The sequence below is a fragment of the Streptomyces cinnamoneus genome, from assembly GCF_002939475.1.
Lineage (GTDB): Bacteria > Actinomycetota > Actinomycetes > Streptomycetales > Streptomycetaceae > Streptomyces > Streptomyces cinnamoneus_A.
The window spans coordinates 5,600,807-5,621,711 of record NZ_PKFQ01000001.1; the positions used below are offsets into that span (position 1 = coordinate 5,600,807).

The following is a 20,905-nucleotide window of genomic DNA, read 5'->3' on the forward strand; positions in this document are numbered from 1 at the left end:
CACCGGTGCGCCCGTGGGGGCGGGACGCGCAGGTGCGGCGGCGCGACGTCGTGCCGCGCGGGGCGGACGCGACGACGGTGCGGCAAACGGGTGCGGCAAAGGGGGATGCGCTCGTCCGCGACAGTGGGGACGGCGAGGCGAAACGATCGTGCCGAGCGTGTCAGCCTGCCGGACAGATGGCGCTGGACACGCGGCCGAGGTCGACGTGACGCCGACTCACCAAGGCGATTCCAGCTCGGGACATGACGGAAGCGTGGCACGGCACAGTTCGGCCAGTCCACAGTTGTCCGCAATGTGGTCGATATCGTCTCGCATGGCGAGACGGAAGCCTCGCCGAGGCCGGCCGGTCAGTCCTTGTCGCCGGTGTGGGCGCCGGGCCACGGTCCGGGCGCGGCGGCGTCCGGCTCCTCCTCCGTCCGCGTCGCGAACACCCGGAAGCCGCGCCGCTCGTAGTTGGCGAGCGCGTGCGGGCCGTCCTTGCTGCACGTGTGCAACCACACCCGCCGGGTGGCTTCCCGGCCGGGCCACCGCCCGGCAAGGTCCCAGGCCCGCGCGGTGCCGTACGACAGCAGGTGACCGCCGATGCGACGGCCCTGGAAGGACGGGATCAGACCGAAGTAGACGATCTCTACGGCCCCGTCGGGCTGCGGGTCCAGCTCGAGGTAGCCGGCCGGGGTCCCGCGCTCGTACGCCACCCAGGTCTCGACGCCCGGCCGCTCCAGATGCGCCTGCCACCGGGCGTAGGACCAGGGCAGCCGGTCGGTCCACGACCAGTCGCCGCCCACGGCCGTGTAGAGGAAGCGGCTGAACTCCGGTGAGGGCACCTCGGCGCGTTCGATCCGGACGCCGGATGACGCGTCCGGCGTCCGGGCGGGAACGAGATCGGCCGGCGAGGTCTGCTCCAGGGACCAGGTGGTCACGGTCCGCGTCGTGCTGTCGCTCATGACCGAACCCAACCACGGGCCCCCTCCTACCCCGTCGTCACCCCCCGGCGCGCGGCCAGGATGACCGGCGCCGTCGAGGCCGGCAACAGGCCGGCGGGGTCGTCCGGGACCAGCAGCCGGATCTCCAGGCCCTCCGCGAAGCGGTAGGGGCGGTGCCGCAGCACCCCGGCCAGCGTGCGCCGCATCCGCGACATCTCCGCCCGTACCGTCACCGTCCGGGTGGGGTCCCCGAACAGGTCCGCCGCCAGCTCCGCGGCCGTACGTCCCTCCGGGTGCCGGGCCAGGACGTACAGCAGCTCCGCGTGGCGGGGGCTGAGGGCGTGCGACCACCGGCCGGCCTCACCGGAGACGGTCACCGTGCCCGTGCGCGCAGGACGCAGGTCCAGCTCCACCCGGCTGGGCGGGGCCTCGCCCGGGCCGTCCTCCCCGTCGACGCGCACCAGCCAGCCGTCCGGGAGGGGTTCCAGCGAGCACGGCCCCAGTGACGGCAGCCAGGCCCGCCCCGGCTGGGCGTCCCTCGGCAGGATCACCCGGCCCACCGGTGCCATGCCCGTCACCGCGGCCGTCCAGCCGTCGCGGTCCACGGCCAGCGCCCGGCCGCCGATCCTGGCCAGCATCGGCGCCGCCACCGTGCGCAGCCGGTCCACGGACTCCCAGTGCCGGGCCCGCAGCTCCCCTTCGGAGACCTTGGCGACGGCCGTCACCAGGGCCAGCGTCGCGGGATTGAACGCCGGCACCGGACCGCTGACGTTCAGCACGCCCAGCAGCCGGCCGTCGCGCGGGTCGTGCAGCGGGGCCGCCGCACACGTCCAGGAGTGATGGGTGCGGACGAAGTGCTCGGCCGAGTGCACCTGCACCGGGCGGCGCTCCACCAGCGCCAGGCCGATGCCGTTCGTCCCCACCAGGTCCTCCGTCCAGGAGGCGCCCACCAGGAACCCCAGCCGGTCGGCGCTGCGGCGCACCCCCGAGCTGCCCTCCCGCCACAGCAGCCGGCCGTCGGCGTCCGTCACGACGATCAGGTGCCGCACCGCGTCGACCGCCTCCGTCAGCCCCTCGCGCAGCTGCGGCAGCAGCTCGCCCAGCCGCGAGGTGTGGCGCCGGTGCTCCACCTCCTCCGCCGAGATCAGCGGGCCGGGCCGGCCGGTGTCGGGGTTCACGCCGTGGCGCAGAGCGCGGTTCCAGGACTCGCCGATCAGCGGACGCGGCGGCGCGGGGGCTCTCGCCCCCGACAGGGCCGCCTCCCGCACCGCGGGCAGCAGCCGCGCGTCGATTGGTATGCGCTTCACGCTGTCATGGTGCCCGCAGCGGCCCCCGCGCGCCGGGGCATCGGCGATATTGCAACGCGATGCAACCTTTGCGAGTGCCCCCGCTCAGGACCGAAGGTGACGGTGAGCGGCCGGAGGGTGGTGCCGAGTCGGCGCAGCACCACCCTCCGCGGCTCTCCCACCGGCACCGGCCCCCGCCCGGCCCCCCGAGGCGCTGGATGAACCGACCCGCCCGCGGCGGATACGGTTAGGGCGTGCAGGCAGCAAAAGAACATTCGGGTCGGCAGACCGGCCGGCTCCACAGGGCCCGCGCTCTGTATCGCAATGTCTCCAAACGCAGGATGGCGTGGCTGCTCCTGAAGGACACGGTCAACTCCTGCATGGAATACCGCGTCACCGGGCTCGCGGCCGAAGCCGCGTTCTTCACCCTGATGTCGCTGCCGCCCCTGGCGCTGGCCCTCCTCGGCCTGCTGCGCTACCTCGACGACTGGACCGGTACCGACACCCTCGGGGCCCTCCAGCAGAACATCCTCACCGCCTCCGCGACCGTCCTGTCCGACAAGGGCGTCAAGGAGATCGCCGAGCCGCTGATGAAGGACGTGCTCAGGCTGGGCCGGCCCGACCTGATCTCGGTCGGCTTCGCCATCGCCCTCTGGTCGGGCTCCCGGGCCGTGAACGTCTTCGTCGACACCATCACGATCATGTACGGGCTGGAGGGCAAGCGCGGCATCGTCCGGACCCGGCTGCTGGCCTTCCTGCTCTACCTCGTCGCCCTCGTCGTCGGGGCGGTGGCCCTGCCGCTGATGGTGGCCGGCCCGGAGGTCGTGGTGGACGTCGTGCCGTGGAGCGCGGACGTCGTCTGGTTCCTCTACTGGCCCGTCGTCATCATCCTGTCCATCGCCTTCCTCACCACGCTGTACCACGTGTCGGTGCCGGTGCGCTCACCGTGGGCGGAGGACATCCCGGGCGCGTTCGTCGCCCTGACCATGTGGGTGCTGGGCAGCTTCCTGCTGCGCATCTACCTCACCCACACCGTCGAGGGCGTGACCATCTACGGCTCCCTCGCCGCGCCCGTCGCCGTCCTGCTGTGGATCGGCGTCTCGGCCTTCGCCGTGCTCGTCGGCGCCGCCGTCAACGCCGCGCTCGACCGCGTCTGGCCGTCCGTCGCCACCGCCGCCGCCCGCGCCGAGGTCGACCGGGAACGTGAGGCCGCCGCCGCGCGGGCGGCCGCCGAACGGGCCGCGGCGGCCCTGGTCCACGAGATGGAGGACGACCCCTTCGAGGAGCCCGCCGACGACGGCGTGGTGGGCCAGGACCGGGAGCCGCCCTCGGAGTTCCCCGAGCGCTGGGCCCAGTTCCTCCCCCCGGAGGACGTGCGCTCGCGCCTGCACAAGCCCGAACACCAGCCCAAGCACGCGAAGCCGCCCCGCCGCGGCTGACGCGGGGAAAACCGTTGGCGGCGCCCGGCCGCCCGACCTTACGATCACCGGGCCAGCAAGAACTCCACAGGAGGTGAGTACGCGATGACTGTCGTCGCCACGGGCCCTGCCCGCACTCGGAAGCAGACGCATCCCACCTCCCTCCTGAAGGAACACCGCCTTGCCTCACCACGGCTCCACGCACCCGCTCACCGGCTACGGCTGGGACGCGGAGTTCGCTGACAGCTTCGCCGTCCACGCCGCCGACGGCCTCGTACCCGGCCGGATCATCCGGGTCGACCGGGGCCGCTGCGACCTCGTCGTCCCCGACGGCGACGGCGTGCGCACCGTCCTCGCCGACACCGCCCTCGTCACGACCGGCGACCCGCTGCGCATCATGTGCACCGGCGACTGGGCGGCCGTCGACCTCGCCGCGGGCCACGTCCGGGCGTTGCTGCCGCGCCGCACCGCGTTCGTCCGGTCCACCTCCTCCAAGCGGTCCGAGGGACAGATCCTCGCGGCCAACGTCGACCACGCCGTCATCGCCGTCTCCCTGGCCGTCGAGCTCGACCTCGGCCGGATCGAGCGGTTCCTCGCCCTGGCCTGGGAGAGCGGCGCGACGCCGCTCGTCGTCCTCAGCAAGGCCGACCTGGTGCCGGACCCCGCCGTCCTCGCCCACCTGGTCGCCGACACCGAGGCGGCGGCGCCGGGCGCCCAGGTGCTGGCGGTCAGCGCGGAGACCGGCGAGGGCGTCGACGCCCTCGCCGCCGTACTCGCCGGTGCCACCTCCGTCCTCCTCGGCCAGTCCGGGGCGGGGAAGTCCACGCTCGCCAACGCGCTCTTGGGCACCGAGACGCAGACCGTGCAGGCCATCCGCGACCGGGACGGCAAGGGCCGGCACACCACGACGACCCGCAACCTGCTCGCCCTGCCCGGCGGCGGCGTCCTGATCGACACGCCGGGCCTGCGCGGCGTGGGCCTGTGGGACGCCGAGGACGGAGTCGCCCGGACGTTCTCGGAGATCGACGAGCTGGCGGCCGAGTGCCGCTTCCACGACTGCGGTCACGCCTCGGAGCCCGGCTGCGCCGTGCTCGCCGCGGTCGAGGCCGGTGAGCTGCCGGAACGCCGTCTGGCCAGCTACCGCAAGCTGCTCCGCGAGAACGCCCACATCGCCGCCCGCACGGACGCCCGCCTGCGGGCCGAGATGCGGCGCGAGTGGAAGGTGATCCAGGCGGCCGGCCGCCGGATGAACGCCGAGAAGCGGGGCGGCCGGGGCTGAGCCCCGGCCCGCCCGGCCCCGCACATGGCCCTCACCCCCGGGTGAGGGCCATGTCCGATTCCCGCCAGTCCCACCCCTCCCGGTGACGCAGACTGGAACGCATGACGGACACCGAGAGCCGACTGGACGACTCCCGCTACCAGGCTGTGAGCAGCAGGGACGCGCGCTTCGACGGCGAGTTCTTCACCGCCGTGAAGACCACGGGGATCTACTGCCGCCCCAGCTGCCCGGCCGTGACGCCCAAGCGTGAGAACGTCCGCTTCTACCCCTCGGCGGCGGCCGCCCAGGGCGCCGGCTTCCGCGCCTGCCGCCGCTGCCGCCCGGACACGGCCCCCGGCTCCGCCGAGTGGAACGTCCGCGCCGACCTGGTCGGCCGCGCCATGCGGCTGATCGGCGACGGCGTCGTCGACCGCGAGGGCGTCGCCGGGCTGGCCCACCGCCTCGGCTACAGCTCCCGCCAGGTCAACCGCCAGCTCACCGAGGAGCTGGGCGCCGGCCCCGTGGCCCTCGCCCGGGCGCAGCGCGCCCACACCGCGCGCGTCCTGCTCCAGACGACACGGATGCCCATCACGGAGATCGCCTTCGCGGCCGGCTTCGCGAGCGTCCGCCAGTTCAACGACACCGTCCGGGCCGTCTACGCCCGTACGCCCAGCGAGCTCCGCGGCCGCCCCGCCGCCGCGCACGACGACGGCCGGGCGCCCGCCGGCATCCCCCTGCGCCTCGCCCACCGGGGGCCCTACGCCGCGGACGAGATCTTCACGTTCCTCCAGCGGCGGGCCATCGCCGGCATCGAGGAGACGACCGGTGAAGGCGGTGCCCGCCGCTACCGCCGCACCCTGCGGCTGCCGTACGGCACGGGCGTGGCCGAGGTGCGCGAGCCCGGCCCGGGGCAGGGCGCCTGGCTCGACTGCCGGCTGCTGCTGACCGACCACCGCGACCTGTCGACCGCCGTGCAGCGTGTGCGCCGGCTCTTCGACCTGGACGCCGACCCCTTCGCCGTCGCCGAGCGGCTCGGCGCCGACCCCCGGCTGCGGCCGCTGGTCGACGCCCGGCCCGGACTGCGTTCACCCGGCGCGGCGGACGGCGAGGAACTGGCGATACGGGCCGTGCTCGGCCAGCAGGTGTCCGTCGCGGCCGCCGCGCGGCTCGCGGCCACGCTGGTGGCCGCCTACGGAAAGCCCCTCCCGGCGCCGGACGGCACGCTCACTCACGTCTTCCCCGACCCCGGCACCCTGGCCGACGCCCCGCTCGACGAACTGGGCATGCCGCGGGCACGCCGGAACGCCCTCCGCACGATCGCCGGCGCCCTCGCGGACGGCACCGTCCGCCTCGACCCCGGCGTCGACCGGGACGCCGCCGAAGGGGCCCTGCGCGCTCTGCCCGGCATCGGCCCCTGGACGGCCGGCTACATCCGCATGCGCGCCCTCGGCGACCCGGACGTCTTCCTCCAGGGGGACGCCGGAGTGCGGCACGGGCTCGCCGCGGTGGGCGCGACGCCCGCCGACGCCGAGGAGTGGCGCCCCTGGAGCTCGTACGCCGTGCACCACCTCTGGAACCGGGTCGCCCCGCCCGTCACCGCCGCACTCTGAAGGAAAGCGACATGCTCTACACCGAAATCGACAGCCCGCTCGGGCGACTGCTCCTGACCGGCCGCCCCTCCGCCACCGCGCCCGGCGGCACCGCCCTTGTCTCGCTGTCCGTACCGGAGCAGCGCAACGCCCCCGCCCCCGGGCCGGACTGGCGGCGCGAGCCCGCCGCCTTCGGCGAGGCGGCACGGCAGCTCGCCGCCTACTTCGCGGGGGAGACACGGGACTTCGCCCTGGAGTTCGCCGTGGAGGGCACCGAGTTCCGCCGGAAGGTCTGGGACGCCCTCGACGCCGTCCCGTACGGCGCCACCACCAGCTACGGCCAGCTGGCCGCCCGCATCGGCGCCCCACGGGCCGCCGTCCGGGCCGTCGGCGGCGCCATCGGGGCCAACCCGCTGCTCGTGCTGCGACCCTGCCACCGGGTCATCGGCGCGGACGGCTCGCTCACCGGCTACGCGGGCGGCCTGGACCGCAAGCGCCACCTGCTCGCCCTGGAGGGCGCCCTCTAGGGGGTGCCGACGGGTCGGTGCGGGTCCTGCGGTGGCCGGTGCGGAAGGCTCGGCCTTGCGACGCTCGCCGGCCGCCGCGGAGAGGCGCCCCGGCACCGGACACCGTCCGGACACCGCGGGGCCGTCGGACGCTCCCCAGCCCGCACCGCCCCTCGGACGCTCCCCGGCTCGCGCCGGCCGGTCAGCGCGGGGTGACCCAGCCGCGCTCGGCCGCGTGCCAGCCCAGCTGCAACCGGGTGGTCACCCCGGCGATCTCCATCAGCCGCTTCACTCGTCGCTGCACGGTCCGCAGGCCCAGCCCGAGCTGCTTGGCCGCGCTCGCGTCCGTGAGGCCCGCGAGCAGCAGGGACAACACCTGGAGGTCGGTGGCGTCGGGCGCGTGCGATTCCTCCGTCCCGCCGGTCACGGGTCTGAGGGGGCGGCCCTCGTGCCAGACGTCCTCGAACAGGTCGACCAGGGCGTCCAGCAGCGTTCCGGCGTGCACGACCAGGGCGGCGGAGTCCGCGGCGCCGGACGCCAGCGGCACCAGCGCCACCCGCCGGTCGGCGATGACCAGCTCGGCGGGTATCCGGTCGACCACCCGTGTCCGCCCGCCGGCCGCCGGCCGGAAGGGCGCGGAGTGTTCGACGACCGTCCGGTGCGCCACGTGGGCCCCGGGGCCGGGGAGCGCGGCCACCGGGTCGGGCGTCAACTCCCGGACCCTGCCCGTCAACATGGCGCACACTTCTTCCACGGCACTCAGCCGCAGTCCCAGCAGCCTCCCGGCGACCGCCTCGGCTCCCGTCACGACCTCCACCGCCCCCCAACCGACGGGCTGCTGCGCTGGTCCGTCCGCCTGTACCGCCTCCCGGACGGCGCTGCGCCCCATGGCGTCGAGCACGCGAATCCCCTCCCCATCCCCATGACCGCCTCGCGACACCGGACATCATCCCTGGGGTGGTGTTCGCCGTGCACTCTTCCCGTATGCCCCGGAGTGTGGACAATAAGGGCATGAGTCAGCAGGGGGACCAGCACGCCGAACAAGAGGACGCCTGGTGGCGCGAGTTGTACGGCACGAGCGAACCCGCAGCGGGAACCAACGCCGCGGGCGACAGCCTCGACGAGCGATTCTCCTCCGCCTCGGCGGTCGTCGGGCCGGAACCGGCGCGTCCGAGAGCGGAGGCCAAGCGGCCGGAGCGCCGCCGGCCCGATGCCGGGCGGGCGGCCCCCGCCCCGCCGGAGCCCACGGGGTACGGCCCGCCGTCCCCCGGTACCGGGCGGCTCGGCCTCCAGCGGCCCCGGCCCGGCGGGCAGCCCGGCCAGCCCGCGCTGCCCGGGCCCGCCTCGGGGTCCCCCTCCGGGCTGTCGCCGGCCGTCTCGCGCGGGGTGCCCCGGCAGACCAAGCGCTGGGTGCCGCCCGGCGACGGCGTGCCGCCGGTGTCCGCCCCGAAGCCGCCGCCCGACGACCCGGACCCCGCCGTCCCGGGACCGCGCCCGACCGTCGGCCGGGAGCCGGCCCCCGACGCGCCGCCGCCGCCCGACCCGCGCACCCGCGTTTCGCCCCCGCCGCCCCGCATCCCGGCCTCGGAGGCACCCGGGAACGGTGACGCGGCCGAGCCACCCGTGGCCTCCGAGCCACCCCGGGCCGCGGAGCCACCCCGGGCCGCGGAGCCGTCCCAGGGCGTGGAGCCGCCCGGAGCCGCCGAGCCGCCCCCGGCCCCCGCGTCCCCGGAGGGCGCCGGTGCCGCGGGTACGAGCGAGGACTCCCCGGCGGCGACGGCCCCGACGGCTGCGGCGGCCCCGGACGCGCCCGAGGCGCCCGACGAAACGGGCGCGTTGGCCGTCGCGACCGGTGTCACGGCCGACGCCGAGATCTCCCGGCGGCCCGGCCCGCTCGACACCGCCGAGGTCTCCGAGGTGCCGCCCCCGTCGCCGGCCGTGGCCGCGCCCGCGCAACGGCAGGGAAAGCGGTTCCGCGGACCGGAGTTCGTGGGCCCCCGCCCTCCCACGTACGAGGCCGAGCCGACGGCCTGGCCCCCCGCCGACCCCGCCGGGCTGTCCGGCCTGGTGCCCGACACGGTGCTGGACGGCGCCTGTTACGGGTCGATGACGCTACGGGCCGTCTCGATGCGCGGGGACTCGGCCCGTTACCGGGGCGAGCCCCGGCGTGACGCCCTCCTCACCGCCCGGTTCGGCACCGGGGACGAGGCGCTGCTGCTGGTCGCCATGGCGAGCGGCGCCCGCGCCGCCGAGGGAGCGCACCGGGCGGCGCGTGAGATCTGCGAATGGATCGCCGGCGCGGTCGGGCGCAGCCACGCCCGGCTGGCCGAGGACCTGCACGCCGGCCGCCGTGACGAGCTGAAGTCCGGCCTGCACCGGCTCACCGACCGCACCTACGGGCGGCTGCGCGCCCGGGCCGGCGAACTCGCCGTGCAGCCCGCCGAGTACACCGCCGGCCTGCGCTGCCTGCTGCTGCCCGCCGACGTCCGCTGCCGCACGCGGGTGTTCTTCGGCGTCGGCGCGGGCGGCCTCTTCCGGCTGCGCGGGGGCACCTGGCAGGACCTCGACCCCGGCCCGCGACAACAGGACCCGGCGGGGGACCCCGTCGTAGGTTACGGCACCGACTACGCCACCGCCGACCGGATCACCGTCGACCTCGGCATCCCGACGCCGGGCACCACGCCCGTCATCGACCCGGACGACGTGCCCAGCGAACCCTTCCGCTTCCGGGCGTCGATCGCCCGGCCCGGGGACGCCCTGCTGCTGTGCACGGCGGGCCTCGCCGATCCGCTGCGCGGCGAGCCCGAGCTGGGGATCCGGCTCGCCGAGCGGTGGGCGCGGCCGGAGCCGCCGGGCCTGGCCGAGTTCCTCGCCGACGCGCAGCTGAGGGTGAAGGGCTACGCCGACGACCGCAGTGCCTGCGCGGTCTGGGACGCCTGACACACCGTCCGGCGGGGCCCCGTGGGCTCCCGGCCCGTGCGCGTGCCGTGGTGCCGGGCCCTCCTCGGACATCCCGCGCCGGTCCGCGGCGGCCCGCGGCGGTCCGGGCCGACGCCGGGGCCGTGTCCCCCCGTACCTGCCCGGTGCCACCGCCGGTCCCCGTCGGCGGGCACGGCGGCGCGCCCGCGAGGCGACGCGGAGAACGCCGCTTTGCCGACCGGCCCGGCAGGAACGCGCGAGACGCCCCCGTGTTCCGGCCGGATAACCTCCCTTGCCGCCTCGACAGGCTTGTCGCGCCAGGTGCTGGGCATGCATTCGCCGTGAGCGTGTTCGATGCCGGGGCGCCGGGGGAGGGGTCGGGGCGGCGAAGGATGAAACGGCGGACTGCATACCGGGCGGGCGCGGAACGGCGCGAGGGCGGGGGAGGGTCCGCGGACGGAATGGCTCCGGAGGCCGCGGGGGGAGCGGATCCCGTGACGGGGCCCTGCTGGCAGAGACGGCTGCGCCACCGGGACCTCACGGCGGTGGGGGAGGTGCGCGCGGAGCTCCGGCGGCTGCTCGCCGCGTGGGGGGCGCCCGGGCGGGCGGAGACGGCCGAGCTCCTGACCAGCGAACTGGTCACCAACGCGCTGGTGCACACCGACGGGGGCGCGGTCGTCACGGCCGGGTTCACCGGTGGCCCCGCGGCGTCGGTCCGGGGCCGGCTGCGGGTGGAGGTGCGGGACTTCCTCCCCCGGCAACCCACGCTGCGGGCGCCGTCGGCCGGCGTCCCGGGCGTCTCACCGGACGGCGTCGAGGCGGCCGCCACCTCCGGGCGCGGGTTGCTCCTCGTCCACGCCCTCGCCGACGGGTGGGGCGTGCGCGCCCACGGCGTGGGCAAGTCGGTGTGGTTCGAGCTGGACGCCCAGGAACCCCCCGGGAAACCGTGAGGCCGCGCCCGGCGGGACGGAGCCGGGCGGACATGCCGAAGCCCCGAGCCGGTCGCGTACGACGGCCCGGGGCGTGGAGGCGTCAGCCGAACTGACGCTCGATCTGGGCGAGCTTGGCCTCCAGCGAGTCGAGCCGCGGAATGGCCTGGGTGTCGTCCTCGGCGGTGAGGTCGATCGGGTCCGGCCTGCCCACCGCCTGAAGGGGGCGGGAGCGCACGGGAAGCTGCCCGTGCTCGACTATGGAGGGTTCCGGTCCGCCTTGCGAACCGATCTGGGCGGGCTGGGCGGCGGCCGGCACGGGAGTCGGCGCGGTCACCTCGACCTGCCGGCCACCGCGCGGGCGGCTCCACACCCGGTGCTGCCGGTTGTACGCCTTGAGCCGGGCCCGTTCCAGCTTGCCCGCCTCGCGGCGCCGCATCCGGTGCTGCGCGCGCTGGCGCTTGTCCTCGCGGACCTCCTCGACCGCCTCGTCCAGCGACCGCACACCCTCCAGGAGCATCAGCGACCAGGCGCCGAAGGTCTCCCGGGGGGCCCGCAGCCAGCGGACCATGCGGATCTGCGGCAGCGGGCGGGGCACCAGGCCCTGCTCGCGCAGCGCCGCCCGCCGGGTCTGCTTGAGCGCCCGGTCGAAGAGCACGGCCGCCGACAGCGACATGCCGGCGAAGAACTGCGGTGCCCCGGCGTGGTCGAGTCCCCTGGGCGCGTGCACCCAGTTGAACCAGGCCGCCGCGCCCGCGAAGGTCCACACCAGCATCCGGGAGCCGAGAGCCGCGTCGCCGTGGCTCGCCTCGCGCACCGCCAGCACCGAGCAGAACATCGCGGCCCCGTCGAGGCCGAAGGGCACCAGGTACTCCCAGCCGTCCGTCAGCCCCAGGTTCTGCTGGCCGAAGCCGACCAGGCCGTGGAAGGACAGGGCCGCGGCGACCGCGGCGCAGCAGAAGAGAAGGACGTAGGACGCGCTGCCGTAGATGGCCTCCTTGCGGCGTCTGCGCTCCTCATTGCGTTCCCAGGAGTCCGTGCCGGCCGCCGTGTCCTCCGGGCCGGTCCGCCGGCCGCGCGCGTACACCGTCACCGCCACCACTGCCCCGATGAGCGCCACGGCACTGGGGAGCACCCAATTCAGCGGTATGTCGGTCACTCTCATCTTGCGTCCCTTGCATGCAGTACGGCGTTTCGCGCGCCATCCTGTCGGAACCGCTCAGGAAGCCAAGGGGTTTCGCGGCAACTCGCCGCCAATGGACGGCAAAGATATACGGAGAGCGACGAAGGAATTCGAACGCCCGCCAAGGAAAAAGAATTTGGGTTCTATTCAATCCACTGGATCGGGTGGCTTAGGCGATTCACCGGGCTGACAGCCGCTCGACGCGGTCCACGTCGCAAGTGCGCGGACAGGTCAGACAGGTCTCCTCGGGGCGCAGGGTGTAGAAGAAGCAGCAGCTCGCCCGGTCGCGGGTGGGCAGCGACTCGCCCCGGGGCCCGGTCAGTTCGCGGAACTCCGCGCCGCCGACGAACGGGGCCGTGGACCCCGGCAGCAGGAGCTCCGCCGCACGCCGCGCCCGGGGCTCCTCGCCGAGCAGCCGCCCCACATGCCACAGTCCCTCGGCGGTCTCGTCGGTCACCATGCCCCACAGGGCACGGGAGCCGCGCCGCATGCGCGGCCGGAACCCCTCCAGGACCGGCTCCAGGTGCGCGGCGACCGCCGCCCGCACCTCGGCGCGCAGCGCCTCCTCGCCGGACACGGTCAGGGCGCCCGGCAGCGCCGCGGCCTCGTCGCCGGGCAGACAGGCGAACTCGCGTACGTCGGCGGTGATCCGGCCCGTGGCCCGGTGGAAGGAGACGGCCTCCGCCGGCAGGCGCGGCACGCGGTGGCATACGAACCACGGCACGGTCACGAGCAGGCAGAAGTGCCAGGCGTAGCGGTGCAGTCCGAGGCTCGCGACGACGTCGGGGCGGGCGCGCCGGCCGAAGTCCCGCAGCACCTGTTCCTCGTCCCACGCGAGGAAGGCGTCCAGCTCGGCGCCGCCCGCCGCCAGCCCCGCGGCCGTGACCCAGCCGTCGCCGGCGCGCGGCGGCCCGCTCAGCACGGTCAGCGTCGGCAGGGCCGCGGAAAGCCGGGCGTACGCGTCCGCGAGCGGGGGCGAGGAGGGGGTAACCGGAGCCGTGGCAGCGGACATGCGGGACCACCGAATCGCGATCGTTGACAGGTAAGCCTTACCTTACCCGGCTTGATCGGGGTTTGAACTGCGACAAGTGCCGCTTATGGTTCCGATGGACACCAGGAGGACCGCAATGGAGCAGGGCAGATCCCACACCGGAGTATCAGGGGCGCGGGCCGGGGTTCCGGCGCAGGCCGCGTCGTCCGCGCGCGGGGAGCACACCCATGAGGAGGGCGCCACCGCCGGGCGGCCCGTGCACCGGATGCCGCAGCGCTACTCCGTGCGCGGCCAGATCCTCGACGCCCTGCGCAAGGCGCTCTTCTGCGGCGAGCTCGTGCCCGGCGAGGTCTACTCGGGCCCCGCGCTCGGCGAGCGTTTCGGCGTGTCCGCCACGCCCGTGCGCGAGGCGATGCAGCAGCTTGCCCTGGAGGGGGCCGTCGAGGTCGTCCCCAACCGGGGGTTCCGCGTCGCCAGCCGCTCCCCGCGCGAACGTGCCGAACTGGCCGAGGTCCGGGCCCTCCTGGAGGTGCCGGCGCTGCTGCGGCTGGCACGGACGGTGCCCACCGGGCGGTGGTGCGAGCTGCGGCCGCTGGCCGAGGCGGCCGTCGCGGCGGCCGCGCGCGGCGACCGCGCGGCCTACGCCGAGGCCGACCGGGCCTTCCACCGGGCCGTCCTCGGCTTCAGCGGCAACCACCAGCTGGTGGCGGTCGCGGACGAGCTCCACCGGCGGGCCCAGTGGCCGGCCGCCCGCGACTGCCCCGCCGCCGAGCACCTCGAACTGCTGGACGCCCTCGCCATGCAGGACGTCATGGCCGTCGAGGCGCTGGGCACCCGGCTCTGCGGGCACCGCCCCTAGGGGGTGTCCGACGGGTCAGCACAGGCCCTGCGGCGCCCGGCACGGCACCTCGCTGCGTTGTCACATCAGCCGAGGACGCCCGGTCCGAGGCAGATGCTCCGCCTTGCGATCTACCGCACCGGACACCGCAGGACCCGCACCGACCCGTCGGACACCCCCCAGGGGGTGTCCGACGGGTCAGCACGGGCCTGGCCGGGAGGTGCCCCCGGCACCGGACGCCCCGGGCCACGCCCCGGCGGGCACACGGCGTTGCGCTGCGGGCACGCCCCAGCCGTGGCAGCAGGCCGCGCCTCCCCGTCAGTCGTCCGCCGCGGGGGTGAGCCGCTCCGCCAGCCACGCCGGCACCCCGCCCAGCAGCCGGACCAGCCGCCCCGCCTCCGCCCGCAACCGGGCCGCCTCCGCCGCGTCCGGCAGCACCGCCGCCAGCGAGGCCAGCGCGGGGGCGATCCCCACCAGATAGCCCAGGTCCTCGCGGATCCTCAGTGACTCGGCGAAGCCGTGCCGCGCCTCGGCCAGCCTGCCGTCGTGCTCGGCCATCGCCGCCAGGTGCCGCCAGGTGAAGGAGAGCAGCAGACGGTGCCCGTGCGCCGTCGCCCCCGCGTGGGCGCGCTCGAACGCGGCCGTCGCGTCGGAGGGGTTGTCCGACAGGTGCTGGGCGATCAGCCCCCGCCGGAAGTGCAGCAGCGGCCGGGTCGGCGACTGCGGTCCCAGCAGCGCCGCCGCCCGGCCCAGCGCCGAGCGTGCCTCGTCCGCCCGGTCACGTACCCCCAAAAGAGTGGACGCGTATGCGAGATGGCCCCGTTCGCAGGCCGCCGCGCCCCGCTCCTCGTCGTCCGCGGCCAGCGCCTCCGCCGCCCGCAGCGAGTCCTCGGCCGCGCCCCAGCCCTCCCCGGTGAACACGCACCGCTCGACCAGCACCGCCGTCCGCCGCACCGCCTGGCCCGGCTCGGTGGCGGCCCGGGGCGCGAGCAGCGCGGCCGCGTCGTCCCAGCAGGCCCGCGACCGCAGCCGCCACACCGCCCTCTCCAGCGGATCCCCCTGGGCCGCCCCGCCCTCGGGGCCCCCCGACCCCGTCGCTCCGTATGGCTCCGACAACCCAGAATTCCGCATGGCGGTATCCGCCACAGTGCCCTCCCCAAGCGCGCCGTCGAGCTGGAAGCCTGCCTCGATCTCAGCACGAGGACCCGGGCGCGGCCAAGGGTCAGGTGTGAAGCAATTCACAAAGCCATGCGCGGACCCCAGGGGGCCGACGGCCGGTGATCTCCTCGCGGTAGGCGCAGAGTACCGAAGAGATCACACGCCCCGGGGCCGCCGGAAAACCTCAACTCATCCGCAGGGCCAGGAAGAAGTCCAGCTTGTCCTCCAGCCGGGACAGGTCCCGTCCCGTCAGCTGCTCGATCCGCCCCACCCGGTACCGCAGGGTGTTGACGTGCAGGTGCAGCCGCGTCGCGCAGCGCGTCCAGGAGCCGTCGGACTCCAGGAACGCCTCCAGCGTCGGGATCAGTTCGGCGCGGTGCCGGCGGTCGTAGTCGCGCAGGGGGTCCAGGAGGCGGGCGGTGAAGGCGCGGCGCACGTCGTCGGGGACGAACGGCAGCAGCAGGACGTGCGACGCCAGCTCCTGGTGGCCGGCCGCACACACCGGGCCGGGGCGGGCGGCGGCGACGCGGCGGGCGTGCCGGGCCTCCTCCAGGGCGCCGCGCAGGCCCTCCGCGGAGTGGACGGCGGCGCTGACGCCGAAGGTCACGCGGCCGTCGTCGGCCAGACCCCGGGTGAGGGGCTCGCGGACCGTCGCGAGGAGGGCGTCGGCGTCCAGGCCGGCCGACGACTCGCCGGGGGCGGCGGCGACGGACGGCAGGGGCACCAGGGCCACCGCCTCGTCACCCGTGTGGGCGACGGCGATGCGGTCGGAGGGCTCGGGGCCGGAGGCGTCCGGGTCGACCAGCACCTCCTCCAGCAGCGACTGGGCGACCGGGCCGCCGGGGATCTCCCCGTCCGCCCACTCGACCCGGGCCACGACGACCTGCCAGTGCGGGGCGGTGCCCAGGCCCGGCAGCAGCACCGGCGCGGCCACCCGCAGCCGGGCGGCGATCTCGGCGGGCGCGGCGCCCGCCTGGACCAGCTCCAGGACCTCCTGGGCCAGCCGGCGCCGCACCGTACGGGCCGCGTCGCGCCGGTCCCGCTCGACGGCGATCAGCTGGGTGACGCCGTGCAGCAGGTCCAGCCGCTCCTCGGGCCACTCGCCCGCGTCGGCCTCGACGGCCAGCAGCCAGTCCGACAGCACGGTCTCGCGCACGTCCCGCGCGGAGGCGGCCCGGCCGCTGCTGCGCACGGGGAACAGGGAGTACGTGCCGCCGCCCGCGGTCACCCGGTGCGGGCCGCGCCGGCCGCTGCGGGAGGCCGCCAGGTGCTCGCCGGCGAGGGCGGCGCCGACCTGGGCGGGCAGGGCCGCGCCGGCGTCCGCCAGGGACGAGCCGGCGATCTGCCGGCCGGTGGGGGAGAGCACCCAGGCGCGCAGGTCCAGGTCGGAGCCGAGCAGGTCGAGGACGACCTCCGGGCCGCCGCCCGCCGGGCCGCCCGTCATCAGCCGCCGGTGCCGGTCCACGACGGCCGCGAGGTCCCCGGCCCGCTCGCTGGAGACCTGCCGGACCACGTGCTCGGTGACCGACGCGAACGAGACGTCCTCGTTCACGGAGAACAGCGGCAGCCGGTGCCGGGCACAGGCCTCGATCAGGTCGTCGGGCGTGGAGGCGATCTCCGCCTCGCCCGCCGCGAGCCCCGCCACCCCGGCGGCCGTGAGGATGCGCACGAACCGCTCCGAGTCCTCCGGCTCCCGCCGCCACGCCAGCCCCGTGAGGACCAGCTCGCCGCCGGACAGGTAGCGACTGGGGTCGCGCAGGTCGGTGGTCATCACGCCGCGCACGGTGCGGTCGAGCTCGTCCTCGCCGCCGAGCAGGCGGAGGCCCAGCGCCTCGGTCTCCAGCAGTGCGCGCAGCCGCATCGTGGTCGCCGCCGATCTGTCTTCTTGTAACCAGTGGAATGCAGTGAGGTTTCTGAACCCCGTCTTTCGTTCGAATCTACAAGACAGGGGCCCTGGCCAGCCAACCGCTTCATGTTTTCAGTGACTGCACCGGCCCGGCCGGGCGCCGCTCTACTGGCTGCACGCAGCGGTGCACCCCGTGCGGAACCCGCCATGAACGACTCCGGCACCCCCCTCGAGAAGAGACCCTTCATGGACTTCCTGCGCCCCGCCAGCTGGGAGGACGCCCTCGCCGCCAAGGCCGAGCACCCCGCCGCCGTGCCCATAGCGGGCGGCACGGACGTCATGGTCGAGATCAACTTCGACCACCGCCGTCCGGAGCACCTGCTGGACCTGGGCCGCGTCGCCGAGCTCCACGCCTGGGAGACGGACGGGCGCGACGTGCGCCTCGGCGCCGCCGTGCCCTACGCCCGCGTCATCGAGCACCTGCGCCGCGAGCTGCCCGGCCTCGCACGCGCAGCGCACACCGTGGGCTCGCCCCAGATCCGCAACCGCGGCAGCGTCGGCGGCAACCTCGGCGCCGCCTCCCCCGCGGGCGACAGCCACCCGGCGCTGCTCGCCGCCGGCGCCGAGGTCGAGGCGGAGTCCGTACGCGGCACCCGCCTGATCCCGGTCGAGGAGTTCTACACCGGCGTCAAGCGCAACGCCCTCGCGCCAGACGAGCTGATCCGCGCCGTGCGCATCCGCAAGGCCACCGGGCCGCAGCAGTTCTCCAAGGTCGGCACGCGCAACGCGATGGTCATCGCGGTCTGCGCCTTCGGCATCGCCCTCCACCCGGGCAGCCGCACCGTGCGGACCGGCATCGGCTCGGCCGCGCCCACGCCCCTGCGGGCCCGCGCCGCCGAGGAGTTCCTGGACGCCGCCCTGGAGGAGGCCGGCCTCTGGGAGTCGCGGCGGGCCGTCCCCGCGCCGGTCGCCGCCCAGTTCGCCGAACTGGCCGCCGGGGCCTGCAACCCCATCGACGACGTGCGCGGCAGCGCCGCCTACCGCCGTCGTGCCGTCGGCGTCATGGCCCGCCGCACGCTGGGCTGGGTCTGGGAGGAATACACCACGGGGGAGAGGAGCGCGCCGTGCGCGTGAACTTCACGGTCAACGGCCGTCCGCAGGAGGCGGACGACGTGTGGGAGGGCGAGAGCCTGCTGTACGTGCTGCGCGAGCGGCTGGGCCTGCCCGGCTCCAAGAACGCCTGCGAGCAGGGCGAATGCGGCTCCTGCACGGTCCGGCTCGACGGCGTGACCGTCTGCGCCTGCCTGGTGGCGGCCGGGCAGGCCGAGGGGTGCGAGGTCACCACCGTCGAGGGCCTGGCCGGCCGCGCCGGACTGCCCGACGGCGAACTCACCCCCGTCCAGCAGGCGTTCGTCGACGCCGGCGCCGTGCAGTGCGGCTTCTGCACCCCCGGCCTGCTCGTCGCGGCGGACGAGCTGCTGGAGTGCGACCCCGACCCCTCCGACGCCGACATACGCGAGGCCCTGTCCGGGAACCTGTGCCGGTGCACCGGCTACGAGAAGATCCTCGACGCGGTCCGCCTGGCCGCCGCGCGTACCGGAGAGGCGGCCCGGCCGTGAGCGACGACACCCGCACCCCCGCCGGCGTCACCCGGCGCGGCGGCACCAGGGGCGGCGTCGGCGAGTCCACCCTCCGCCCCGACGGCACCCTCAAGGTCACCGGCGAGTTCGCCTACGCCTCCGACCTGTGGCACGAGGACATGCTGTGGGGCTTCACCCTCCGCAGCCCGCACGCCCACGCCCGGATCCGCTCGGTCGACGTCTCCGCCGCCCTCGCCACGGCCGGCGTCCACGCCGTCATGACGCACCGGGACCTCCCCGCAGAGACCCGCTACGGCCTGGAGATCAAGGACACCCCGGTCCTCGCCGACGGCGTCGTGCGCCACCACGGCGAGCCCGTCGCCCTCGTGGCCGCCGACCACCCCGAGACCGCCCGCCGCGCCGCCGCCAAGATCGTGGTCGACTACGAGCAACTGCCCGTCGTCACCGGCGAGGAGAGCGCCACCGCACCCGGCGCCCCCGTCCTCCACCCCGGCCGCACGGACGACCACGCCCGTCACGTCCCCCACCCCAACATCGTCCACCGCCAGCCCGTCGTCCGCGGCGACGTCGCCGCCGCCCGGGCCCGCGCCGACGTCGTCGTCACCGGCGACTACGAGGTGGGCATGCAGGACCAGGCCTTCCTCGGCCCCGAGTCCGGCCTCGCCGTGCCCGCCGAGGACGGCGGCGTCGACCTCTACATCGCCACCCAGTGGCTGCACGCGGACCTGCGCCAGATCGCCCCCGTCCTCGGGCTGCCCGAGCACAAGGTCCGCATGACGCTCTCCGGGGTCGGCGGCGCCTTCGGCGGCCGCGAGGACCTGTCCATGCAGGCCCACGCCTGCCTGCTCGCGCTGCGCACGGGCAAGCCCGTGAAGATCGTCTACAACCGCTTCGAGTCCTTCTTCGGCCACGTCCACCGCCACCCCGCCACGCTCCGCTACGAGCACGGGGCGACCCGCGACGGCAGGCTCTGCCACGTCAAGGCCCGCATCGTGCTGGACGGCGGGGCCTACGCCTCCTCCTCCCCGGCCGTCGTCGGCAACGCCGCCTCCCTCGCCGTCGGCCCCTACGCCGTCGACGACGTCGACGTCGAGGCGATCGCCCTCTACACCAACAACCCGCCCTGCGGAGCGATGCGCGGATTCGGCGCGGTCCAGGCGTGCTTCGCCTACGAGGCGCAGATGGACAAGCTCGCCGACGCCCTGGGCATGGACCCGGTGGAGTTCCGCCGCGTCAACGCCATGGCGCAGGGCGCGGTCATGCCCACCGGGCAGGTCGTCGACTCGCCCGCCCCCGTCGCCGAACTGCTGCGCCGCGTCAAGGCGATGCCGCTGCCGCCACGGCGGCAATGGGAGACCGCCGGCGGCTCCCCGGACGTACGGGCCCTGCCCGGCGGGCTGTCGAACACCACCCACGGCGAGTCGGTCGTGCGGGGCGTCGGCTACGCCGTGGGCATCAAGAACGTCGGCTTCTCCGAGGGCTTCGACGACTACTCCACCGCCCGGGTGCGCCTGGAGGTGACCGGCGGCGAGCCCGTCGCCACCGTCCACACCGCCATGGCCGAGGTGGGCCAGGGCGGCGTGACCGTGCACGCCCAGATCGCCCGCACCGAGCTGGGCGTCTCCCGCGTCACCGTCGCCCCGGCCGACACCGCGGTGGGGTCGGCGGGGTCGACCTCCGCCTCCCGCCAGACCTACGTCACCGGCGGCGCCGTCAAGCACGCCTGCGAGGCGGTGCGGGAGAAGGTGCTGGAGCTGGGCCGGGCGAAGTTCGGCACGTACCACCCGGCGTGGGCGACGGCCGAACTCCTGCTGGAGGACGGCAAGGTGGTCACCGACGGCGGCGAGACGCTGGCCTCCCTCGCGGACGTCCTGGAGGGCGAGAGCTGCGAGGCGGAGCTGGAGTGGCGGCACCGCCCCACCCAGCCCTTCGACCCGCGCACCGGACAGGGCTTCGGCCACGTCCAGTACTCCTTCGCCGCCCACCGCGCGGTCGTCGAGGTCGACACCGAGCTGGGCCTGGTCAAGGTCGTGGAACTGGCCTGCGCCCAGGACGTCGGCAAGGCCCTCAACCCGCTGTCCGTCGCCGGCCAGATCCAGGGCGGCACCACCCAGGGCCTGGGACTCGCGGTCATGGAGGAGATCGTCGTCGACCCGGTCACCGCGAAGGTCCGCAACCCCTCCTTCACCGACTACCTGATCCCCACCATCCTCGACACGCCGGCGATACCCGTCGACGTCCTCGAACTCGCCGACCACCACGCCCCCTACGGGCTGCGCGGCGTCGGCGAGGCACCCACGCTGTCCTCGACGCCCGCCGTCGTGGCGGCGATCCGCCGGGCCACGGGCCTGGCGCTCGCGCGCGTACCGGTACGGCCGGAGCACCTGACCGGCACCTGACGCCCGCCGTCGTCCGCCGCGCCGCGCACGCGCCCCCCAGTGGCGTCGCGGCGGCACCCTT

Annotated in this window: 18 protein-coding genes; 10 read left to right on the forward strand and 8 right to left on the reverse strand. The window is 75.5% G+C overall.

What is annotated here, in order from left to right:
- Positions 1 to 160 precede the first annotated feature (160 nt).
- From CYQ11_RS30925 to CYQ11_RS24875, 3 genes are all read right to left on the reverse strand, one after another.
- Entirely contained in the window at positions 161 to 244 is an 84-nt protein-coding gene (locus CYQ11_RS30925) for a putative leader peptide (protein WP_332836347.1), read from the reverse strand.
- 103 nt (positions 245 to 347) lie between these two features.
- On the reverse strand, positions 348 to 944 hold the full coding sequence (locus CYQ11_RS24870) for a GNAT family N-acetyltransferase (protein ID WP_099202556.1): 597 nt from the start codon (positions 942 to 944) through the stop codon (positions 348 to 350).
- A gap of 26 nt (positions 945 to 970) precedes the next feature.
- Positions 971 to 2,230: a GAF domain-containing protein gene (locus CYQ11_RS24875; protein ID WP_240003693.1), complete on the reverse strand. Its 1,260-nt coding sequence runs from the start codon at positions 2,228 to 2,230 to the stop codon at positions 971 to 973.
- Between the two features lie 233 nt (positions 2,231 to 2,463).
- Between CYQ11_RS24875 and CYQ11_RS24880 the strand changes: the two genes are divergently transcribed.
- The 4 genes from CYQ11_RS24880 (at position 2,464) to CYQ11_RS24895 (ending at position 7,001) form a co-directional block, all read left to right on the forward strand.
- Positions 2,464 to 3,648, forward strand: coding sequence for a YihY/virulence factor BrkB family protein (locus CYQ11_RS24880; RefSeq protein ID WP_181143777.1), 1,185 nt, complete (start codon positions 2,464 to 2,466; stop codon positions 3,646 to 3,648).
- Positions 3,649 to 3,808: 160 nt separating this feature from the next.
- Positions 3,809 to 4,906 carry a ribosome small subunit-dependent GTPase A gene (gene rsgA / locus CYQ11_RS24885; protein WP_099202558.1) on the forward strand — a complete coding sequence of 366 codons (1,098 nt, stop codon included), beginning with the start codon at positions 3,809 to 3,811 and terminating at the stop codon, positions 4,904 to 4,906.
- A gap of 101 nt (positions 4,907 to 5,007) precedes the next feature.
- On the forward strand, positions 5,008 to 6,495 hold the full coding sequence (locus CYQ11_RS24890) for a DNA-3-methyladenine glycosylase 2 family protein (protein ID WP_099202559.1): 1,488 nt from the start codon (positions 5,008 to 5,010) through the stop codon (positions 6,493 to 6,495).
- Positions 6,496 to 6,506: 11 nt separating this feature from the next.
- Complete coding sequence (locus tag CYQ11_RS24895) at positions 6,507 to 7,001, forward strand: methylated-DNA--[protein]-cysteine S-methyltransferase (RefSeq protein WP_099202560.1); 495 nt, start codon at positions 6,507 to 6,509, stop codon at positions 6,999 to 7,001.
- A 181-nt stretch (positions 7,002 to 7,182) separates the two neighbouring features.
- On the opposite strand, the gene CYQ11_RS24900 is transcribed toward CYQ11_RS24895, so the two are convergent.
- Entirely contained in the window at positions 7,183 to 7,881 is a 699-nt protein-coding gene (locus tag CYQ11_RS24900; protein WP_099202561.1) for a helix-turn-helix transcriptional regulator, read from the reverse strand.
- Between the two features lie 110 nt (positions 7,882 to 7,991).
- On the opposite strand from CYQ11_RS24900, the gene CYQ11_RS24905 reads away from it, so the two are divergent.
- Together CYQ11_RS24905 and CYQ11_RS24910 are read left to right on the forward strand one after the other, a co-directional pair.
- Positions 7,992 to 9,920, forward strand: a complete 1,929-nt coding sequence (locus tag CYQ11_RS24905) for a protein phosphatase 2C domain-containing protein (RefSeq protein WP_099202562.1) — start codon at positions 7,992 to 7,994, stop codon at positions 9,918 to 9,920.
- A gap of 440 nt (positions 9,921 to 10,360) precedes the next feature.
- A complete protein-coding gene (locus CYQ11_RS24910; protein ID WP_398780988.1) occupies positions 10,361 to 10,849 on the forward strand; it encodes an ATP-binding protein in 489 nt (162 codons plus the stop codon).
- 82 nt (positions 10,850 to 10,931) lie between these two features.
- Here CYQ11_RS24910 and CYQ11_RS24915 read toward each other — a convergent pair whose 3' ends face one another.
- Together CYQ11_RS24915 and CYQ11_RS24920 are read right to left on the reverse strand one after the other, a co-directional pair.
- A complete protein-coding gene (locus CYQ11_RS24915) occupies positions 10,932 to 11,993 on the reverse strand; it encodes a DUF2637 domain-containing protein (RefSeq protein WP_099202563.1) in 1,062 nt (353 codons plus the stop codon).
- Between the two features lie 196 nt (positions 11,994 to 12,189).
- On the reverse strand, positions 12,190 to 13,023 hold the full coding sequence (locus tag CYQ11_RS24920) for a (2Fe-2S)-binding protein (RefSeq protein ID WP_099202564.1): 834 nt from the start codon (positions 13,021 to 13,023) through the stop codon (positions 12,190 to 12,192).
- A gap of 115 nt (positions 13,024 to 13,138) precedes the next feature.
- Between CYQ11_RS24920 and CYQ11_RS24925 the strand changes: the two genes are divergently transcribed.
- Positions 13,139 to 13,861, forward strand: a complete 723-nt coding sequence (locus CYQ11_RS24925) for a GntR family transcriptional regulator (protein ID WP_099202565.1) — start codon at positions 13,139 to 13,141, stop codon at positions 13,859 to 13,861.
- Positions 13,862 to 14,158: 297 nt separating this feature from the next.
- Here CYQ11_RS24925 and CYQ11_RS24930 read toward each other — a convergent pair whose 3' ends face one another.
- Positions 14,159 to 14,971 carry a hypothetical protein gene (locus tag CYQ11_RS24930; protein WP_099202566.1) on the reverse strand — a complete coding sequence of 271 codons (813 nt, stop codon included), beginning with the start codon at positions 14,969 to 14,971 and terminating at the stop codon, positions 14,159 to 14,161.
- 211 nt (positions 14,972 to 15,182) lie between these two features.
- Positions 15,183 to 16,859, reverse strand: a complete 1,677-nt coding sequence (locus CYQ11_RS24935; RefSeq protein WP_099202567.1) for a PucR family transcriptional regulator — start codon at positions 16,857 to 16,859, stop codon at positions 15,183 to 15,185.
- Positions 16,860 to 17,090: 231 nt separating this feature from the next.
- Between CYQ11_RS24935 and CYQ11_RS24940 the strand changes: the two genes are divergently transcribed.
- From CYQ11_RS24940 to pucD, 3 genes are read left to right on the forward strand one after another with little or no spacing between them, the layout of a single operon-like run.
- The gene (locus CYQ11_RS24940) at positions 17,091 to 17,978 is read left to right on the forward strand and encodes an FAD binding domain-containing protein (RefSeq protein ID WP_099202873.1); all 888 of its coding nucleotides are present in this window, start codon (positions 17,091 to 17,093) and stop codon (positions 17,976 to 17,978) included.
- Positions 17,969 to 18,463 carry a (2Fe-2S)-binding protein gene (locus CYQ11_RS24945; protein ID WP_099202568.1) on the forward strand — a complete coding sequence of 165 codons (495 nt, stop codon included), beginning with the start codon at positions 17,969 to 17,971 and terminating at the stop codon, positions 18,461 to 18,463. The genes CYQ11_RS24940 and CYQ11_RS24945 overlap by 10 nt, the downstream gene beginning before the upstream one ends.
- Positions 18,460 to 20,844, forward strand: coding sequence for a xanthine dehydrogenase subunit D (gene pucD / locus CYQ11_RS24950; protein ID WP_099202569.1), 2,385 nt, complete (start codon positions 18,460 to 18,462; stop codon positions 20,842 to 20,844). The genes CYQ11_RS24945 and pucD overlap by 4 nt, the downstream gene beginning before the upstream one ends.
- The last annotated feature ends 61 nt before the right edge of the window (positions 20,845 to 20,905 follow it).